Source organism: Lysinibacillus sp. FSL M8-0355, assembly GCF_038008985.1.
In the GTDB taxonomy this organism is placed as follows: domain Bacteria; phylum Bacillota; class Bacilli; order Bacillales_A; family Planococcaceae; genus Lysinibacillus; species Lysinibacillus fusiformis_D.
In genome coordinates, this window is record NZ_JBBPAI010000001.1 from 565841 (window position 1) to 584944 (window position 19104).

The following is a 19104-nucleotide window of genomic DNA, read 5'->3' on the forward strand; positions in this document are numbered from 1 at the left end:
GGTATGTGTAGATGAAAAATTGTTTAACATGTGGACATTCGCAGGAGGATGGAAAATTCTGTGGGAAATGCGGGACTCCACTAGAAAGCGCTGCTCTTGAACAAGCAGCAACAATAAATAATATGACGGATTATCAAAATCAGCCGCAGCCACAAGCCGGACAGGCTGTTCAGGAAACTTCGCACAGTAGTGATCAAATTGAATTATTAAAAAAACAATCTAAATTATACTTTAATCATTTTCTAGAACAATTAAAAAAACCATCTGCAGGTTTTAATGTAGAAATAGCTTGGAAAAATAATCTTACTAGTATGATTATCTATGTTTTAATTACGGCTTTATCTGTATTTTTATTAATAAAAAGTTTCACTTCACGAACGTTTGGGCTTTTCGAAAGTTATGGACCTTCTATAATTCAAGTGATTCTATATGTGTCATTATTTCTAATTTTACTAATGGCGATAAACGTATTAGCCATATTCTTAACTTCAAAATTATTTTCTGAAAACCTCAGTTTTACAAATGTGATTAGTAAAATAGGAAGTTACTACGCTCTTCCTATTGCAGTTACGATTTTAAGTATTTTATTTGGCTTGTTGAAATCTTATACATATTCCATGATTATGTTATATATTGGATTTGTGTTAGCTATCGGGATCATACCTATTTTTGTTATGGTTAAATTATTGAGTAATACATCTAAAATTATTGATAATTTCTATAGTTTTATTTTTTATCTAGTTGTAACAGCTATCTTAACTTCAATTATCTTCTCTTTTATTATTGACTCAACAATAGGGGACTATTTAAGTTTTTTAATATAAGAAATTAATAGCTTCAAAGAAAATTATTGAAGAGAAGACAGTTCACAAATACGTATCCATATGGCACTAACACGTGGACAAGTTATTTTATCAAAAAGAAGCAACCTTCTAGTATTGTTGTCTTGTTCTGCAACGAAGGACCCTCATTCATATTAGACATTAAAATTTGGCGTCTGGATGATCCTTTGAATAAAAAGAGGCTTTAAAAACAATTGTTTGTTTAATACCTGCCAAGTTCGCGCTTGGCAGGTATTTTTGTATATGTTTTATTTTATAAATGTATATTGAAATTGATAATCATTATCAATATAATGAGGCTATAAAGTATGTTTATTGAAGGAGACGAAGATGAATTATGACGCTTATATGCTTCTTTGGCAAAATGCATTTATCCAGTTGAAGCAAATCGATTACATAAATAAATCAGATGTTCATGTGTCAAAGGTTTTAACATATAGCTCGTTTCTTATTGTCACAGGAGGTGGTGCACAGGTTGTCATTGATGATCAACCCTATCACGTGCAGCGCTTCAGTATTTTTCATATAGGAAAATCTCAATGCCTTCAGATTACAGCACAACAGAGTGTTAGCTACTTTCTCATTAGCTATAAGGGGGATGTCATGTACAAAGATGCTTTTATGCAACATTTGCACATGCATTATCAACCATTTCAAACACATTTTTCATGTGTACCCGCTAATCCGATCGTCATTCACAGTATCCTTCAAGATATGTACAGTAAATGGCAATCTGGTTCCATTCAGGAGCATTTATCTGTAAGGGCCTCCTTCTATGAGCTTGTCTATCATGTCTTTCGAGAATTAGCGGAAGGGCAAGGTAAACCACATGAGATGGATAAGGCAGAAGCTGCACGATTGTTTATTAAGCAACACATTCATCAACCACTATCTATACAGACATTAGCAGATATGCTTCAGATTAGTACACGGCATTTATTACGCATCTTTAAAGCGCGTTATGAAATAGGTCCACAAATTTATTTACAGCAATTGAGAATAGAGCAAGCTAAGCAGTATTTATTAACCAATCAATATGGCATTAAAGAAATTGCCATTTCTCTTGGTTTTGAAGATGAATATTATTTTAGTCGTGCTTTTAAAAAAGCAACAAATATGGCTCCAAGTAGCTTTAGGCTGAAATATACAGCTAGTATGTCCGAAATTGCCATTACAAATGAGAATCATTTTCAATACAATAATAATCAGCTCGCGCAAGCAAAACGATTTGAGAATGGAGAAAATGAAATCATGATGAGAAAGATGATTCAGCATATAAAGCTACCTTTTTTATTAAGCCTGATTGTTTTACTGGCAGCATGTAATGAAGATACGAGCCAATCTAAGGTTGACAAACAAACTTTGTCTGATACGGCAGTGACTAGAACCGTAACAGATGATAGTGGACGCGAAGTTGAAATTCCAGTGAAGGCGGAGAGAGTCGTAACCGATTGGTATCTTGGGCAAATTTTAGCGTTAGATGTTGTACCAGTTGGAGGCGTAACGGCAAACCTTGATTATGCAGCTTTCTTAAAGCAACACTATAAGGATGGGGAAATTACGAATATTGGTACAGATGGCAAGGTATCATTAGAAAAAGTTTTAGAGTTAAAGCCAGACCTGATTATTACTTGGAATGTGGAAGATGTAGCGAAATATGAAAAAATTGCCCCGACAATTGTCTTCGCTGAAGATGCTCATCAATCAGCAATGGAGGAGATTGAGGCAATGGGAAATTACTTAGGAAGACAAGCAGAGGCTGAAAAATTTACAAAAGAATTTGAAGACCGTATAGCAAAAGCTAAGGAAAAAATCATGGATGTGATTCCAGAAGGATCCACATTTACTATTTATGAAATGTTTGAAAAAAATGCAACGATTGTAGGGCAATCAAGTGTATCAGGCGGTAGAGCACTCTATCAAATTTTGGGCATGAAACCTCAAGAAAAGGTGCAGGAGATTTTTGATACAAAGGAAGCAAGTAATGGACGTTATGAGATTTCCTATGAAGTAGTAGGTGATTATGTAGGTGACTATAACTTCATGATTAATTTCTTTAACAAAGATGGCCAGTTGCCAGCAACGTGGACAAATTTAGATGTCGTTAAAAATAATCAAGTATTAGAGCTTCCATCTGAATATTATTTTGCTTCTGATCCGCTTTCTGGCTTACACCAAGCTGAAGAATTAGCTGACAAAATAGTTGATTTTACGAAGGCTCAGCAACAATAACTGTGAAAACATGTGAGCTATCTGTATGTAGAATCAGATAGCTCATTTATTAGATACGAAAATGACATTACCATAGGAGGTTGCAACATGTTATTAAGGCGCTTTTTTTCATATTATAAACCCTATAAAGGTTTATTCATTTTAGATTTTAGCTGTGCGATATTAGTGGCACTAATCGAGCTGGCATTTCCACTTGTTTTAAATAAAGTAATTGATGATATTCTGCCAGATGGGGAATTAAAATGGATTCTTATGGCAAGTTTATTGCTGTTTGGTCTATATATTTTCAATTCTATTCTTCACTTTATCGTATCGTACTGGGGGCATATGCTAGGGATTAATATTGAAACAGATATGAGGAAGGAATCCTTTAGCCATGTGCAAAAACTATCTTTCCGATATTTTGATAACAATAAAACAGGGCATCTTGTTTCTCGATTAACGAACGATTTAATGGATATTGGTGAACTTGCTCACCATGGTCCAGAGGATATTTTTATTGCGGCAATGACGATTATTGGGACGTTTGGGGTTATGTACTATATTGATCCAACCTTTACAATTCTTATTTTCTTACTTGTACCGATCATTTTAATTTTAACGATTATTTTTGGGAAGTTAATGTCCAAAGCATTCCGTCAAATGTTCGGAGATATCGCAGATTTCAATGCGCGAGTTGAAAATAATGTAAGTGGTATTCGTGTGGTACAGGCTTTCACAAATGAAGATCATGAGATTAAACGCTTTAAAGTAAATAATGAACGATTCCGTATGACAAAGCTGTTCTCCTATAAAGTAATGGCTTGGAATGAGGCTATTTCAGGCATACTCACTAAAGTATTATCACTCTTTACTTTATTTGTAGGAGCGTATTTTGTTTTAAATGGACATATAACAAATGGAGATTTTATCGCATTTATTTTACTATCAGGTATTCTTTTAGGCCCAATTAACAAAATTAATATGTTTATAGAAAGCTATCCGAAAGGTATGGCAGGATTTAGACGCTATATCGAATTTTTAGAAACGGAACCTGAAATTGCGGATCGTCCAGAGGCAAAAATGGTTGATGAAATTAATGGCGAAATTACTTTCTCCGATGTATCGTTTGGCTATGCTGCCAATAACCGTGCCCTACATCATATTAATTTAAAAGTAAATCCTGGCGAAACCGTTGCCTTGGTAGGTCCATCTGGTGCAGGGAAATCAACAATCTGTAGTTTATTGCCACGTTTTTATGAAGTCAATGAAGGATCCATTAGTATTGATGGTATGGATATACGCGATTTTAAACTGCATTCCTTACGTTCGCATATTGGGATTGTCCAGCAGGATGTCTTTTTATTCGATGGTACCATTCGTGAAAATATTGCCTATGGTGATTTAAATGCCAGTGAAGAAGATATTTGGTATGCAGCACAACGAGCGCAACTGACGGATGTCATCAATGCTCTACCTGAAGGTATGGATACATTAATTGGTGAGCGTGGTGTGAAATTATCAGGTGGTCAAAAGCAAAGATTATCCATTGCCCGTATTTTCTTGAAAAACCCAAAAATCTTAATACTAGATGAAGCAACATCTGCATTGGATACAGAAACTGAACAAGCTATCCAACAGGCATTAAATGAACTTTCCATTGGACGTACTACATTAGTGATTGCTCACCGATTAGCAACAATTAAGGATGCAGACAGAATTGTCGTTGTGTCGAAAAAGGGCATCATTGAAGAAGGTACACACGAGCAATTAATGGAACGCCAAAATGCTTACTATGGCTTGTATACAGCTCAATTTGGTTTACAAATGTAAGAGTGGAAAGCATTCTCAAAAATGAAAGGAAGTTAAAGATGTCAGTACTCGAAATAGATCATGTTGCGATTGGTTATTCTTCAGCGCTCATCGTCAACGATTTAAGTGTGGAGATTCCTAAAGGGCAAATCTCCACAATCATCGGCCCAAATGGTTGTGGCAAGTCTACTTTATTAAAGGCTGTTGCCCGTGTATTACGAACACAAAATGGAGCTGTCTATTTAGATGGCAAGGCGATACACCAATTAAAAACGAAAGATGTAGCCAAAAGAATGGCTATTTTACCTCAAACAGCAACAGCACCAGGAGGATTAACGGTTTTTGAGTTGGTATCATATGGTCGCTTTCCCCACCAAGTTGGGTTTGGTTCCTTGCAAAAGGAAGACTACGAATATATCCACTGGGCGATTGATGTAACGGGGCTAAGAGAATTTAGTGATCGACCAATTGAAGCATTATCAGGTGGCCAGCGTCAGAGAGTATGGATTGCTATGGCATTGGCGCAAGGCACGGATATTTTAGTACTGGATGAACCAACAACTTATTTAGATTTAGCGCACCAGCTAGATATATTATTGCTACTGCAAAAACTAAATAAGGAAGAAGGACGAACAATTATCATGGTCTTGCATGATTTAAATCATGCGTCACGATTCTCCCACTTTATAATGGCTATGCGAGACGGCGATTTAATGGTGAACGGTAGTCCAAAAGAAGTGATGACAAAGGAAAATCTACAAAAAGTATTTAATATCGATGCAGAAATGGCTGTTTGTCCATATAGTAAAAATCCAATCTGCCTATCTTATCAGTTGTACGACATGAAGGAATAAAAGTTTAATTGAAAGTTATGAGGAGGAAGTAAAATGACTACGTCGACAGGAGTAGGAGAGCTCAACGATTTAGATGAGCTACAGAAACGATCTCATCCGATCCGTGGAGTAGTGGCTTTAATCGTAGGAGTAATTGGATTAATATTTGCCATTGGCTTATCGATTTCTTTTGGAGCAGCAGATATTTCATTGGGTACTGTTTGGACAGCAGTTACCCATTTTTCACCGGAATTAACAACACATCAAATTATCCATGATATTCGCTTACCTCGAGTACTTGGAGCAGCATTAGTAGGTGCAAGCTTTGCAGTAGCGGGTGCTATTATGCAGGGGATGACACGTAACCCATTAGCAGACTCGGGGCTACTTGGTCTGAACTCTGGAGCGGCCTTTATGTTAGCATTGTGCTTTGCCTTCTTCCCTGGTCTGCCTTACATGTATTTAATTTTATGGTCCTTTGTAGGCGCAGGTCTTGGCGTAGCCATTGTTTATGGTATTGGCTCACTGTCAAAAGGTGGCTTAACACCGATGCGGCTAGTTCTAGCAGGTGCAGCTGTTAGTGCATTGCTTGGAGCGTTAGGAGAAGGGATTGCACTTTATTATCGTATTGGACAAGACCTAGCATTTTGGTATGCTGGCGGTGTTTCAGGTACAAAATGGAGTCATCTACAAATATTATCCCCATGGATCTTTATTGCGATGATAGGAGCGCTTATCCTATCACGTTCAATCACTGTACTGAGCTTAGGTGAGGAAATTGCAGTTGGACTTGGGCAACGTACAGCAGTTGTAAAAGTATGGGGAATGATCATTGTTTTAGTTTTAGCAGGTGCAGCTGTGTCTGTTGTCGGTGCGGTTGGTTTTGTAGGGTTAATTATCCCTCATTTAACGAGATACATAGTTGGACATGATTATCGCTGGATTATCTCTTGTTCTATAGTATATGGGGCATTGCTTGTTGTGTTAGCTGATTTAGTGGCACGTATTATCAATCCACCTTATGAAACACCGATTGGCGCACTAATTGCCTTTATCGGTGTACCATTCTTCCTTTATTTAGCACGTAAAGGAGGGAAAGAACTATGAGTAACAGCTATTTAACACCGAGTCAGCTTAAGGCGAAAAGAAAAAATTTCTCCATCCTCGTTACACTCATTGTGTTAATCATTATTACCTTTGTTATTAGTATGAATACTGGCGTTATTAAACTGACGCCAATGGAAGTTCTGCGCACACTTTTTGGTCAAGGTGATGCACAACAGCAACTTATATTATTTGAGTTCAGACTTCCTAGAATTGTGATTGCTGTGTTAGTAGGTATGGGCTTAGCGGTTTCAGGCGCTATTTTACAGGGCATTTCCAAAAATGCTTTAGCGGACCCAGGAATCTTAGGGATTAATGCTGGGGCAGGACTTGCTGTCATGCTCTATGTATCATTTTTCCCAACTACGAAAGCAGCACCTGTTTATTTACTGCCAGTACTGGCTTTTGTAGGGGCAGGTTTGACAGCTGTTCTGATTTATTCACTTTCTTATAGACGACATGAAGGTATTACACCAATGCGTTTAATTTTAACAGGGGTAGCTGTAGCAGCAGGGATTAGCTCAGCTATGATTGTGCTAACACTACGCCTATCACCAGAAAATTATCAATTTGTAGCGACATGGCTAGCAGGTAGCATTTGGGGCTCGAATTGGCGATTTGTGCTGTCGCTGTTACCATGGTTAATTATCTTATTGCCTTTTGTTTATGCAAAATCACGGGTATTAAACGTACTAAATCTAGGCGAATTAACAGCTGTAGGGCTAGGTGCCTCTATTGAAAAAGAGCGCCGTTGGTTATTGGCTGCTGCTGTTGGTTTAGCTGGAGCTAGTGTTTCTGTAAGTGGAGGCATTGGTTTCGTGGGTCTTGTTGCACCACATTTAGCTCGACAACTTGTTGGCGCTAAACATCAGTTTTTACTGCCAACTGCAGCTCTGTTAGGAGGATTTTTAGTGTTGATGGCAGATACAATCGGTCGTTCTATATTAGAGCCTTCAGAAATTCCAGCGGGGATTGTGGTTGCTGTTTTAGGAGCACCTTATTTCTTATATTTATTGGCGCGATTGAAAGAGTAACTATAGTTTGTGGATGGTGTGTGAATAGTATGATCCTCGTCGGAAAGAATAGACAGGCAGTAGCTTAACACAACCTCAAAACTGTATGATCGAATCGAGACAGAAGGGGATGGAGAACGGAAATGTCAGAAGAACTATATGATGTAACGATTGTTGGTGGTGGTCCAGCTGGGCTTTATACTGCCTTTTATAGTGGGATGCGAGATTTAAAAACGAAAATTATTGAATACAGCTCACAGCTTGGCGGTCGTATGTTAATTTATCCTGAAAAAATGATTTGGGATGTCGGCGGAGTAACACCTATTTTAGGGGGACAGCTGATTAAACAACTTGTTGAGCAAGCTAAAACATTCGATCCTACAATTGTTTTAAATCAAAAGGTGGAAAAATTAGAAAAGCAACAGGATGGAACATTTATGTTGACATCTTCTACAGGTGAGAAGCATTTTTCGAAAACAGTTATTTTAGCAGTGGGGTATGGTGTTCTTTCTATGCAAAAGCTTGAAATAGAAGGAGCAGACCGATTTGAAGTAACAAATTTACATTATACAGTACAGGAACTAGAGATTTTCCGACACAAGCATGTGTTAATTTCAGGTGGTGGTAATTCTGCAGTTGATTGGGCAAATGAGCTAGAGCCAATTGCTGCAAGTGTTACAGTCGTTCATCGCCGAGATGATTTTGGCGGCCATGAAAAAAATGTCTTGCGCATGAAAGAATCCTCAGTTCGTGTAAAAACGCCATATGAGGTTGTTCAATTGCATGGTGACGGTGATTTGATTCAGTATGTGTCTATAGTCAATAAAGAGACAGGTGAAAGTGAACGAGTAGCGGTAGATGCTGTCATTGTCAACCATGGTTTGAAATGTGATTATGGTGCACTTGAAGAATGGGGATTAAATATCCAAGATGAAGTAGCGATTGTCAATGAGAAGCGTGAAACGAACATTGAAGGTGTCTATGGAGCGGGTGATTTTATTGATCATCCTAGTAAAGTAAGATTAATAGCAGGTGCATTTGCGGATGGAATACTAGCATTAAATAGTGCCAAGCTATATTTGGAGCCAGATGCACCGAAAGTAGCCTATGTGTCATCACATAATATTCGCTTCAAAGAACGAAACGAGCAAATTGGGTTAGTAGACAATGATTATCGCGAAGTTCGTGGATAAGAAAGATGGAAGGTTCGTTTTTAATATTTTTTACTTGAAAATAATAAAATGACTATGCTATACTTCAAAAGTATGCAACGTGTACATATGTAGCTGACCCTTTCGACGCAAATTTTGTAGTCGACATATTCGGGCTATGTAAGGTACAGTTCGATAATACTCTGTTCCAGATGGTTCAGGGCGAGAGGAGAAAACGAATATGAAACAAGGAATTCATCCAGACTACAAAGAAGCAACAGTAACTTGCTCTTGTGGGAACACTTTCAAAACTGGTTCAGTAAAAGAAAACATCGTTGTCGAGTTCTGCAACGAATGTCACCCATTCTACACTGGCCGTCAAAAATTCGCGTCTGCTGATGGTCGCGTGGATCGTTTCAACAAAAAATACGGTCTTAAAAACTAATGTTAGTTTAATACCTGCCAAGCATGCGCTTGGCAGGTATTTTTTTCAGTAAATAATACACGTTGATGCAATACCTTTCAAAATCCACATTGACATAGAGAAAGGGAGAAGACAGAATGGCACAGCTATATTTTAAACATGGTGCAATGAATAGTGGAAAATCAATAGAAATTCTAAAAGTTGCCCATAATTATGAAGAACAACAAAAGCCTGTGATGATGTTTACTTCAGGTTTAGATACACGTGATGAGGTTGGCTTTGTTTCCAGTCGAGTAGGTTTACGCCAACAAGCCATCCCTGTTTATGAGGATACAAATATTTTTGAACTAGTGGAATCCAATACTGTCAAGCCATACTGTGTGCTTGTGGATGAAGTTCAATTTTTAAAAAAAGCACATGTTTTACAACTTGCTAACATTGTGGATAAATTGGACATCCCGGTGATGGGCTTTGGCTTAAAAAATGATTTTCAAAATGAGCTATTTGAAGGTAGCCAATACATGCTTACATATGCAGATAAAATCGAGGAAATGAAAACAATTTGCTGGTTCTGTCATAAAAAAGCAACAATGAATTTACGAGTAGATGAAAGTGGAAAGCCAGTCTACACAGGTGATCAAATTCAAATTGGTGGTAATGACTCGTATTATCCGGTTTGTCGAAAATGTCACGCACAGCCACCACTTTAAAGCCAATAGACAGGTGGATACGCTAAGAAAAAGTAGCATACATGCGAAATTTTTCTTATACTAAGTAGTGGAAATAAACATTGTAATTACTGAATGAAAGCTTCTTTGTCAAAAAGGAGCATACCTTAAAAAACTAAATAGAGGTGAAATCCATGTTTGATCGATTACAAGCAGTGGAGGATCGTTATGAAAGGCTAACAGAGCTTTTGAGCGATCCGGATATTGTGAATGATAGTAAGAAATTACGTGAATATTCTAAGGAACAATCAGATATCCAAGAAACAGTGGATACTTATCGTGAATATAAAAGTGTTAAAGAGCAGATAGTAGATACTCGTGAAATGTTAGATAGTGAAAAAGATCCTGATATGCATGAGATGGTAAAGGAAGAATTTAACCTATTAAAAGCACAGCAGGAAGAGCTAGAAGAACGTTTACGCATTTTATTAATTCCTAAAGATCCTAATGATAATAAAAACGTTATCATGGAAATTCGTGGAGCAGCTGGTGGTGACGAGGCCAATATTTTTGCGGGTGATTTATTCCGTATGTACTCTCGCTATGCGGAAACACAAGGCTGGAAAATTGATATTATGGAAGCTACACCAAACCCAATGGGCGGCTATAAAGAAGTAATCTTTATGATTAACGGACAAGGAGCCTATTCAAAATTCAAATTCGAAAATGGTGCACACCGCGTACAACGTGTCCCTGCTACCGAATCTCAAGGTCGTATTCATACATCGACGGCAACAGTTGCGTGTTTACCTGAAGTGGAGGAAGTAGATGTTGAAATCCATGAAAAGGATATTCGTGTAGATACATTTGCCTCTTCAGGTGCTGGTGGTCAATCTGTAAATACAACGATGTCTGCTGTTCGTATGACCCATTTACCAACAGGTGTTGTGGTTTCGATGCAGGATGAACGCTCACAAATTAAAAATCGTGAAAAAGCCATGAAAATTCTACGTGCTCGTGTTGCTGATATGTATATGCAAGAAGCACAAAAAGAAATTGATGCTACACGTAAATCTGCTGTAGGCTCAGGCGATCGCTCCGAGCGAATTCGCACATACAATTATCCACAAAACCGTGTAACAGATCACCGTATCGGTTTAACGATTCAAAAGCTAGATCAAATCGTCGAAGGAAGACTAGGCGAGATTATCGATGCCCTTATTTTAGAAGAACAAGCATCGAAGTTAGAGCGATTAAATGATGACTTATAAAAATGTGATGGAGGCCCTAGAGTGGGCTTCTTCTTTTTTAGTAGATAATGGTCGTGAGCAAACAGCAGCACGTATCGTCATGCAACATGTACTTGGTACAAGTTATTCAGAAGTTATGTTGCACTTACAGGATGAATTAACAGCAGCACAGCAAGTGAAATTTAAAGCGCTCATAGAAGAACATGTCAATGGCCGCCCTGTACAATATTGTGTTGGAAGTGAAGAATTTTATGGCCGCTCCTTCCTAGTCGATGAATCTGTCTTAATTCCTCGGCCAGAAACAGAGGAGCTAGTACTTGGTACAATCAATCGCCTGCCTAAACTATTTCCACAACAAACCCTGAAGTTGGCTGATATCGGTACAGGCAGTGGAGCTATTGCTATTTCGATGAAACTGGAATGTCCAGCGCTAACTGTTATAGCCACTGATTTATCACAGGATGCACTAGCGACGGCGCAAAAAAATGCTCAACGATTAGAGGCTGATATTGATTTTAGGTTGGGCGATTTAACAGCGCCACTTGCAGGAGAAAAATTGGATGTTGTCTTATCAAACCCACCGTATATTGCCTTTGATGAGGCACAGGAAATGTCGAATGTTGTACTAGAGCATGAGCCACATAGTGCACTATTTGCTGAGGAAGATGGTCTGATTTTGTATAGAAAATTAGCTGAGCAACTACCAGCCTATATGAATAAACCAGCATTGATTGGGTTAGAAATCGGTTATACACAAGGTGAGCAAGTAGCCAAATTCTTTCAAGATAGTTTTCCACATGCGACAGTTTCAATAGAAAAAGATATTAACGGTAAGCCTCGAATGATTTTTTGTGAGATTCATGTATAAAGTTTCTTAATCTTGCCAACAATGTTGAGCAAGGAGGGATTTATATGTTAAATGAATACAAGATTATTAGATTACCTAAACAAAATATCTTTCTAGCTTTTGCTAGACTAGTATTAATCGCGATTGCTTTACAATTATGTATTTTATATATTCCATCATTAGTAGGCTTTGCCAAGGAAGCTACCAATGATGAGCAAGAAAACGATTTTCGTATACGTGTTATTGCGAACAGTAATACGACACAAGATCAGCTAGAGAAAGAGCAGCTTGTCCAAGAATTAAAGCCATACTTTATGCAAGTAGCCACTGCTGGCAATGTAGGGAGTGAGCAAATTCTTTCGCTAAAACAACAAATTGAAACAGAATTGAGCGAAAATTATCCACAGATGGATACACAGATTGTCATTGGGGATAACTTATTTCCACCAAAAAGACAAGGTGCTGTACTCTATCCACAAAATGTGTACCACTCGATTGTTGTGAAGATTGGTGATGCACGTGGGGATAACTGGTGGTGCAGTATCTTTCCATCTATTTGTGAGCCTGAAAAAGAAGAAGTAAAAGAAGAAGTAAAAGAAGAAAAAGAGCAAGTAACATTCTTTATATGGGAATGGATTAAAGGACTTTTTGAATGAATTGTGCACAAATTCAGACAACTTATACACATTTTTTCGTAAGTTATAAACATTATGTGGATAATTCAGTAAAAACCAATAATTGAAGGTAGGTTTTAATGATGGAAACCGTTTGCAAGGTTGTGGACAGTAATGTGAATAGTCAGATTAATTATACACAAACTGTGGATATCTTAAATGCGGGAGAGGTAGTAGCATTTCCGACAGAAACGGTTTATGGCTTAGGAGCAGTGGCCACAAATGATTTGGCAGTGAAAAAGATATTTGAAGCAAAAGGCCGACCTTCAGATAATCCTTTAATTGTCCATGTGGGGACAAAAGAGGAAGTAGCCATTTATATCGATCAAATTTCTGAAGTAGCCAAACAGTGCATGGATTTCTTTTGGCCCGGCCCCTTAACGCTTGTAATGCCAGCAAAGCCAAATGTTTTAGCACAAAGTGTCACAGCTGGGTTATCAACAGTGGGCATTCGAATGCCGAATCATCCAGTAGCACTCGCATTGCTACAGCAGCTTCAAAAACCGCTTGCTGCACCAAGTGCCAATCGTAGCGGTAAACCAAGCCCTACAGAGGCAGTCCATGTATTAGATGATTTGGGAGGATACATACCTTATATTTTGGATGGAGGTTCTACAGGCATTGGGCTCGAATCTACTGTGTTAGATGTGACACATGAACCTCCAGTAATTTTACGTCCAGGTGGCATTACAAAGGAAATGCTTGAGGCGAAGATAGGTCCCGTTATTCAACCAACCAATATAGAGCAGAAGCTAGAAACAACGCCTAAAGCACCAGGCATGAAATATACACATTATGCTCCAAATGCTCCTGTGTATTTAATAGATTGTCATTATGAGAAAGTCAGCGAGGCTGTTCAGCGAATGCAGCGAGAAGGACATGTAGTAGCATTGCTTGCACCAGTGAATTTTGAAGATATCAAAGCTGATTTTTACTTCTCAATTGGTGAAGCTGGAAGTAAACAAGAAATGGGTGCGAACTTATACAATGCACTTAGAGCATGTGATAAAACCGCCGCTACCATTATATTAGCAACAACAACCTCAACAGAAGGTGTAGGAGCAGCTATCATGAATAGACTTGAAAAGGCCTCTGGAGGCAAATGGTATTCATTATAAATGAATATAGTTCAGGTACATTAGCGACAAAAGACATTGATATAAATCATGTCTTTTGTCCTTTTTGTTTATCATTACAAAATATAAAAGAAAAACTATTGTGGACAATTATGATAATAATGTATTTTCGAGCATAAAATGATAAAATATTAGGGAGAGAAGGAGTGCGTTCTTGCAGGGAATTCTTGCAGGTATACTAACGTCTGTTGATGTGATTGGTCTATATGTCTTACTGCCAAATGTTAGATATCGCTTATTTTTGTCATTATGGACAGCAGCATTGCATATGCTTTTCCCGTTGTTAGGCTTTGAGCTAGGAAGCTATTTAGTTCGATTTCTATTAGAATGGGGACAATGGATTTCAAGTATTTTATTATTTTGTATTGGTATGCATTTACTATTATTCTCTCATCGAGATGAAAAAGTAACAATATCACCTGTAATTTTGGCTGTGACTGCAAGCCTAGATACCTTTTCAGTTAGTGTTTCTTTTGGTATGCTTAACTTAGAAAAAACTATTTTTATCATGAGTGCAGGCTTGAGCGCTCTAATTTGCGCTTATGGTTCATTAGTCATTGCCCGTAGAAGCCAAGTATTTTTTGGCAATAAAATTCAAATAGCTGCTGGCGTTATATTTATTATCATGAGCATTCTAGCTATTCAACAATAAATGAAATTGGAGAGTGATAAGTGTGAAAATATTATTTGTTTGTACAGGCAATACTTGTCGCAGTCCGATGGCAGAAGTTATTTTAAAACATAAACAAATCAACAATGTAGAGGTGCGCTCAGCAGGTATTTATGCCATGCCAAATGCACAAATGTCAGCACATGCACAACTAGTGTTAAATGAAGCGCAAATGTCACATCAGCATTTTGCAACGCAATTATCAATGACAGAAATGGCATGGGCAGACTTAATTTTAACGATGACGACTGCTCACAAAGACGCCGTGATTTCAAATTATCCAGAAGCTGAACATAAAGTATTTACCTTGAAAGAATATACAAATGAGGGCAGTCTGGAAAATGTAGTAGATCCTTATGGTGGCAATAAAGCAATATATGAAGCAACATTTGCAGAATTAAAGGAATTAGTTGATCAATTAATACAAAAACTTGAAAAGAATTGAGGGGCCCTATGAAAAAACAATTTGGTTTACGGCTTAAATTGGTATTATTTGTTAGTGTACTTGCGCTTATCACCTACAGTGTCAGTTTTATATTCATTGAGTTTTTACAACCTACTTTCTTCCCAGACACGAATCGAATGGTTTTTGAGGTAATTACCTACGCATTAGGTATTATATGGTCAGGTATATTAGCGGCGTTGTTAAGCGTGATCTTAATCAAACCTTTACAGCAGCTCGAACATTCAGCAATCCTTGTAGCTGAGGGGAAAATTGGACAGGATGTGCAAATGCCTAAAACAAATGATGAAATTCGATCCGTTGCTGAGGCGTTCCAACAAATGGTGTTAAATCTGCGTCAAATGGTGGAAAGTATCGATCAAAACTTTCAGCAAACAAATCAATCAATTATTCAGCTATCTGATGAGGCGGGAGTGGCAACTAGAAAGGCAGAAGGAATTGCCTCTACTGTGAAGCATATATCTGCAGGAGCAGAAGCATCTGCAACAGCTGTACAAGACACTGCCGAAGCTATTGAAGATGTGCGAGCTCTTGCAACAGAAGTAAATAGTAGAGCAGAAGCATCAGCATCACAATCAAAAGAGATTCTACATAATTTATCGACAACAACAAAGGCCATCGAAATATTAGTGAATAGTATTCAGCAAATTGCTACAGGTAATAATGAGGCACTAAAAAGTATTCATGCACTTGAAGAAAATGCTGGCCAAGTAGAACGGATTATTAGCTTAGTCGGTGACATTGCGGCACAAACAAATTTACTGGCATTAAATGCCTCGATTGAAGCAGCACGAGCAGGAGAGCATGGAAAGGGCTTCGCAGTGGTAGCTGAGGAAGTTCGCGGTTTGGCTGATGAAAGTGCGAAAGCTGTCCAAGGTATTACAGCTTTAATTCAGTCCATGCAGCAAAATGTAGAGGTGGTTGTTAAACAAATGAATGAACAAGTAGCATTTGCGACGAAGGAAGCTGATCGCGTTTCTGAAACAACGACAGCCGTTGAAGGTATGGCTTCCAACGTACATGAAATGGCAACAGCAATTGTTGAAATTTCCTCGTTAATTGAACAGCAAATGCATAATATTGAAACGACAGCTCGCCAATCACAAGAAGTTGCAGCCATTGCTGAAGAAACGTCAGCAGGTGCACAGGAAGTTCGTAGCGCCGCTGAGGAGCAAGCTTATGCTATCGAGCAGGTAGAGCATTTGGCTCAAAGTTTGAAAAAGCAATCGGAAGCATTGCATAAGATGATTCAACAATTTGATAGACAAGCATAGTTCTAAAGGCTATACATAAATGCGACGTAAAATCGGATTTATGTATAGCCTTTTTTATTAGAGAGCGTCCATCTTAAGATCACACTCTGTCAAAGTATTTATGTCCATCGTAAGTGAAAAGCTAAAAAAACTTCAGAAGATGGAATATTACAACAAAGGACCTTTATCCGAACTTATTAACATGATATTCACATTATCCACAGAAAAACGGGTTTAAAAGTGAATATTTTTATGTTAATATACAATAAATGTTCGTCTTTCAGGAGAAATCAGCATAAAAAAACAAGAAAAATCATGTTATTCTTCAGAAAGAAGTGGTACACTAAGGGTGACTATAATTCGAAAAGAGGGAACCCAGTGAGAATAGCAATTTCTTCTGATCACGGAGGCAACAACTTACGTCGTGAGATTATGCAGCTATTAGATGAACTTCATATTAGCTACGAAGATTTTGGTCCACAATCTGCGGATTCAGTAGACTATCCTGATTATGCAAAACCTGTTTCTGAAGGTGTTGCTAATGGAGAATTTGATAAAGGTATTTTAATTTGTGGCACAGGAATTGGTATGTCCATTGCTGCTAATAAGGTGAAGGGCATTCGTTGTGCATTAGTGCATGATGTATTCAGTGCCAAGGCAACACGTTGCCATAATGACTCAAATATTATAGCCATGGGTGAACGTGTCATTGGTCCAGGCCTTGCACGTGAAATCGTCCAAACTTGGCTAGAAACAGAGTTTGAAGGTGGTCGTCATACACGCCGCATAGAAAAAATTGCTGAGCTAGAGCAATAATTGTTTCATGATTCCATATATGGCATTCGTCAAGGATGTCCTATATGGCATGATTTTAATGGATATAGATGAAGGAGCTGAGCTTAATGGTAGTAAAACAAATACGAACGCATTTGACTCAGTTACTCAGTGAGTTTGAAGAGCAGGTAACGTTACGACCTCATACAATTTTTGTTGTAGGGTGCTCTACATCTGAAGTGATTGGTCAGAAAATTGGCACAGCAGGGGCATTGGAAATAGCTGAAGCCATTTATGAGCCGTTACAAGAATTTGCATCGAAACATCAATTACATTTAGCATTCCAAGGCTGTGAGCATATTAACCGCGCTATTACTATGGAGGCATCGACGGCTGAACGATTTGGCTATGATGAAGTAGCAGTAGTTCCAGTACGTACAGCAGGTGGATCGATGTCTGCTTATGCCTATACACAATTTGCTAATCCAGTGGTTGTTGAAACAATACAGGCACATGCAGGTATTGATATTGGACAAACATTAATTGGTATGCATTTGAAAGCAGTAGCTGTTCCCGTTCGAACATCAGTGAAAATGGTGGGAGAAGCGATTGTTACGGTTGCAACAACACGTCCAAAGCTAATTGGCGGAGAACGTGCAATATATAAATAAGTACCCTTATTATAAGTGGTATAGATAATTAACGATACTTTAGGAGGCTTTTTCAAACATGGCATATGAAAAATTAGCAGTACAAGACAAAGCAGTATTAGACGGAATTCTTGCAGAAAAAAAACGTCAACAAGCAAATATTGAATTGATTGCATCTGAAAACTTTGTTTCCGAAGCGGTTATGGAAGCACAAGGATCAGTACTGACAAATAAATACGCTGAAGGCTATCCAGGTAAACGCTACTACGGTGGTTGTGAACATGTAGACGTAGTAGAAAATATTGCACGTGATCGCGTGAAAGAAATTTTTGGAGCAGAATATGCTAATGTACAACCACACTCTGGTGCACAAGCAAACATGGCTGTTTACCATACAATTTTAGAACCAGGTGACACAGTTCTTGGTATGAACCTTTCTCATGGTGGTCACTTAACACATGGATCTCCAGTAAACTTCTCTGGTATCCTATATAACTTTGTGGAATATGGTGTAACGAAAGAAAATCAAGTAATCGATTATGAAGATGTACGTCAAAAAGCATTAGAACATAAACCAAAACTGATCGTTGCTGGTGCTTCTGCCTACCCACGTGAAATTGACTTCTCTAAATTCCGTGAAATCGCAGACGAAGTGGGTGCATACTTCATGGTGGATATGGCACACATTGCTGGTCTTGTAGCTGCTGGTGAACATCAATCACCAGTGCCGTATGCTGATTTTGTTACATCAACAACGCATAAAACATTACGTGGACCACGTGGTGGTTTAATTCTTGCTTCAAAAGAATGGGAGCAAAAATTAAATAAATCTGTATTTCCAGGAATTCAAGGTGGTCCATTAATGCATGTCATTGCTGCAAAAGCTGTAGCATTTGGCGAAGTATTACAACCAGAATTTAAAGACTATGCAAAGCAAATTAAAGCGAATGCCAAAGCTTTAGCAGAAGTACTAATTGCTGAAGGTGTTGAAATCGTTTCTGGTGGTACAGATAACCACTTATTACTGTTAAATGTAAAATCACTTGGTTTAACAGGTAAAGTAGCAGAGCATGCACTAGATGAAGTAGGTATTACAACGAATAAAAACACAATTCCTTACGATACAGAATCGCCATTTGTTACTTCTGGTATTCGTATCGGTACGCCAGCTGTTACTTCTCGCGGCTTTAAAGAAGAGGATATGAAAGAAGTTGGAGCAATTATTGCTGCGGTTCTTAAAAATCCTGAAGATGAAGCAGTTAAAGCAGAAGCAAAAGATCGTGTAAAAGCATTAACAGATAGACACCCATTATACGCATAATAGAAATG

Annotated in this window: 19 protein-coding genes; all 19 read left to right on the forward strand. The window is 38.1% G+C overall.

The features are described from left to right. Positions 1–11 precede the first annotated feature (11 nt). Complete coding sequence (locus MKY46_RS02695) at positions 12–824, forward strand: hypothetical protein (protein ID WP_330493597.1); 813 nt, start codon at positions 12–14, stop codon at positions 822–824. A gap of 348 nt (positions 825–1172) precedes the next feature. Then, positions 1173–3074, forward strand: coding sequence for an AraC family transcriptional regulator (locus MKY46_RS02700; RefSeq protein WP_340833712.1), 1902 nt, complete (start codon positions 1173–1175; stop codon positions 3072–3074). An 87-nt stretch (positions 3075–3161) separates the two neighbouring features. Then, complete coding sequence (locus tag MKY46_RS02705; protein ID WP_036123690.1) at positions 3162–4886, forward strand: ABC transporter ATP-binding protein; 1725 nt, start codon at positions 3162–3164, stop codon at positions 4884–4886. A 38-nt stretch (positions 4887–4924) separates the two neighbouring features. Further along, a complete protein-coding gene (locus tag MKY46_RS02710) occupies positions 4925–5719 on the forward strand; it encodes an ABC transporter ATP-binding protein (protein WP_036123689.1) in 795 nt (264 codons plus the stop codon). 33 nt (positions 5720–5752) lie between these two features. Continuing rightward, complete coding sequence (locus MKY46_RS02715) at positions 5753–6805, forward strand: FecCD family ABC transporter permease (protein WP_340833713.1); 1053 nt, start codon at positions 5753–5755, stop codon at positions 6803–6805. Continuing rightward, a complete protein-coding gene (locus MKY46_RS02720) occupies positions 6802–7836 on the forward strand; it encodes a FecCD family ABC transporter permease (RefSeq protein ID WP_249645821.1) in 1035 nt (344 codons plus the stop codon). The genes MKY46_RS02715 and MKY46_RS02720 overlap by 4 nt, the downstream gene beginning before the upstream one ends. 122 nt (positions 7837–7958) lie before the next feature. Beyond that, positions 7959–9008: an NAD(P)/FAD-dependent oxidoreductase gene (locus tag MKY46_RS02725; RefSeq protein ID WP_340833714.1), complete on the forward strand. Its 1050-nt coding sequence runs from the start codon at positions 7959–7961 to the stop codon at positions 9006–9008. Positions 9009–9207: 199 nt separating this feature from the next. Next, positions 9208–9411 carry a 50S ribosomal protein L31 gene (rpmE, locus tag MKY46_RS02730; RefSeq protein WP_004269457.1) on the forward strand — a complete coding sequence of 68 codons (204 nt, stop codon included), beginning with the start codon at positions 9208–9210 and terminating at the stop codon, positions 9409–9411. Positions 9412–9527: 116 nt separating this feature from the next. Continuing rightward, complete coding sequence (locus MKY46_RS02735) at positions 9528–10100, forward strand: thymidine kinase (protein WP_036123677.1); 573 nt, start codon at positions 9528–9530, stop codon at positions 10098–10100. Between the two features lie 152 nt (positions 10101–10252). Continuing rightward, positions 10253–11329, forward strand: a complete 1077-nt coding sequence (prfA, locus tag MKY46_RS02740; RefSeq protein ID WP_036123674.1) for a peptide chain release factor 1 — start codon at positions 10253–10255, stop codon at positions 11327–11329. Continuing rightward, entirely contained in the window at positions 11316–12176 is an 861-nt protein-coding gene (gene prmC / locus MKY46_RS02745; protein ID WP_036123672.1) for a peptide chain release factor N(5)-glutamine methyltransferase, read from the forward strand. The genes prfA and prmC overlap by 14 nt, the downstream gene beginning before the upstream one ends. Before the next feature lie 44 nt (positions 12177–12220). Next, positions 12221–12811, forward strand: coding sequence for a stage II sporulation protein R (locus MKY46_RS02750; RefSeq protein ID WP_036123670.1), 591 nt, complete (start codon positions 12221–12223; stop codon positions 12809–12811). A gap of 101 nt (positions 12812–12912) precedes the next feature. Then, on the forward strand, positions 12913–13947 hold the full coding sequence (locus MKY46_RS02755; protein WP_340835623.1) for an L-threonylcarbamoyladenylate synthase: 1035 nt from the start codon (positions 12913–12915) through the stop codon (positions 13945–13947). A 172-nt stretch (positions 13948–14119) separates the two neighbouring features. Then, a complete protein-coding gene (locus MKY46_RS02760) occupies positions 14120–14617 on the forward strand; it encodes a manganese efflux pump MntP (protein ID WP_036123667.1) in 498 nt (165 codons plus the stop codon). Positions 14618–14639: 22 nt separating this feature from the next. Then, positions 14640–15080: a low molecular weight protein arginine phosphatase gene (locus MKY46_RS02765; protein ID WP_089933002.1), complete on the forward strand. Its 441-nt coding sequence runs from the start codon at positions 14640–14642 to the stop codon at positions 15078–15080. A gap of 8 nt (positions 15081–15088) precedes the next feature. Continuing rightward, on the forward strand, positions 15089–16372 hold the full coding sequence (locus tag MKY46_RS02770) for a methyl-accepting chemotaxis protein (RefSeq protein WP_058843798.1): 1284 nt from the start codon (positions 15089–15091) through the stop codon (positions 16370–16372). A 357-nt stretch (positions 16373–16729) separates the two neighbouring features. After that, positions 16730–17167 carry a ribose 5-phosphate isomerase B gene (rpiB, locus tag MKY46_RS02775; protein WP_036123645.1) on the forward strand — a complete coding sequence of 146 codons (438 nt, stop codon included), beginning with the start codon at positions 16730–16732 and terminating at the stop codon, positions 17165–17167. A gap of 86 nt (positions 17168–17253) precedes the next feature. Continuing rightward, positions 17254–17796: a TIGR01440 family protein gene (locus MKY46_RS02780; protein ID WP_101966466.1), complete on the forward strand. Its 543-nt coding sequence runs from the start codon at positions 17254–17256 to the stop codon at positions 17794–17796. A gap of 58 nt (positions 17797–17854) precedes the next feature. Continuing rightward, positions 17855–19096: a serine hydroxymethyltransferase gene (gene glyA / locus MKY46_RS02785; RefSeq protein WP_036123640.1), complete on the forward strand. Its 1242-nt coding sequence runs from the start codon at positions 17855–17857 to the stop codon at positions 19094–19096. Positions 19097–19104 lie beyond the last annotated feature (8 nt).

Excerpts from the sequence above, each read along its gene's own strand:
- MKY46_RS02695 (WP_330493597.1), top strand. The coding sequence starts at position 12 with ATGAAAAATTGTTTAACATGTGGACATTCGCAGGAGGATGGAAAATTC.
- MKY46_RS02700 (WP_340833712.1), top strand. The coding sequence starts at position 1,173 with ATGAATTATGACGCTTATATGCTTCTTTGGCAAAATGCATTTATCCAG.
- MKY46_RS02705 (WP_036123690.1), top strand. The coding sequence starts at position 3,162 with ATGTTATTAAGGCGCTTTTTTTCATATTATAAACCCTATAAAGGTTTA.
- MKY46_RS02710 (WP_036123689.1), top strand. The coding sequence starts at position 4,925 with ATGTCAGTACTCGAAATAGATCATGTTGCGATTGGTTATTCTTCAGCG.
- MKY46_RS02715 (WP_340833713.1), top strand. The coding sequence starts at position 5,753 with ATGACTACGTCGACAGGAGTAGGAGAGCTCAACGATTTAGATGAGCTA.
- MKY46_RS02720 (WP_249645821.1), top strand. The coding sequence starts at position 6,802 with ATGAGTAACAGCTATTTAACACCGAGTCAGCTTAAGGCGAAAAGAAAA.
- MKY46_RS02725 (WP_340833714.1), top strand. The coding sequence starts at position 7,959 with ATGTCAGAAGAACTATATGATGTAACGATTGTTGGTGGTGGTCCAGCT.
- rpmE (WP_004269457.1), top strand. The coding sequence starts at position 9,208 with ATGAAACAAGGAATTCATCCAGACTACAAAGAAGCAACAGTAACTTGC.
- MKY46_RS02735 (WP_036123677.1), top strand. The coding sequence starts at position 9,528 with ATGGCACAGCTATATTTTAAACATGGTGCAATGAATAGTGGAAAATCA.
- prfA (WP_036123674.1), top strand. The coding sequence starts at position 10,253 with ATGTTTGATCGATTACAAGCAGTGGAGGATCGTTATGAAAGGCTAACA.
- prmC (WP_036123672.1), top strand. The coding sequence starts at position 11,316 with ATGATGACTTATAAAAATGTGATGGAGGCCCTAGAGTGGGCTTCTTCT.
- MKY46_RS02750 (WP_036123670.1), top strand. The coding sequence starts at position 12,221 with ATGTTAAATGAATACAAGATTATTAGATTACCTAAACAAAATATCTTT.
- MKY46_RS02755 (WP_340835623.1), top strand. The coding sequence starts at position 12,913 with ATGGAAACCGTTTGCAAGGTTGTGGACAGTAATGTGAATAGTCAGATT.
- MKY46_RS02770 (WP_058843798.1), top strand. The coding sequence starts at position 15,089 with ATGAAAAAACAATTTGGTTTACGGCTTAAATTGGTATTATTTGTTAGT.
- MKY46_RS02780 (WP_101966466.1), top strand. The coding sequence starts at position 17,254 with ATGGTAGTAAAACAAATACGAACGCATTTGACTCAGTTACTCAGTGAG.
- glyA (WP_036123640.1), top strand. The coding sequence starts at position 17,855 with ATGGCATATGAAAAATTAGCAGTACAAGACAAAGCAGTATTAGACGGA.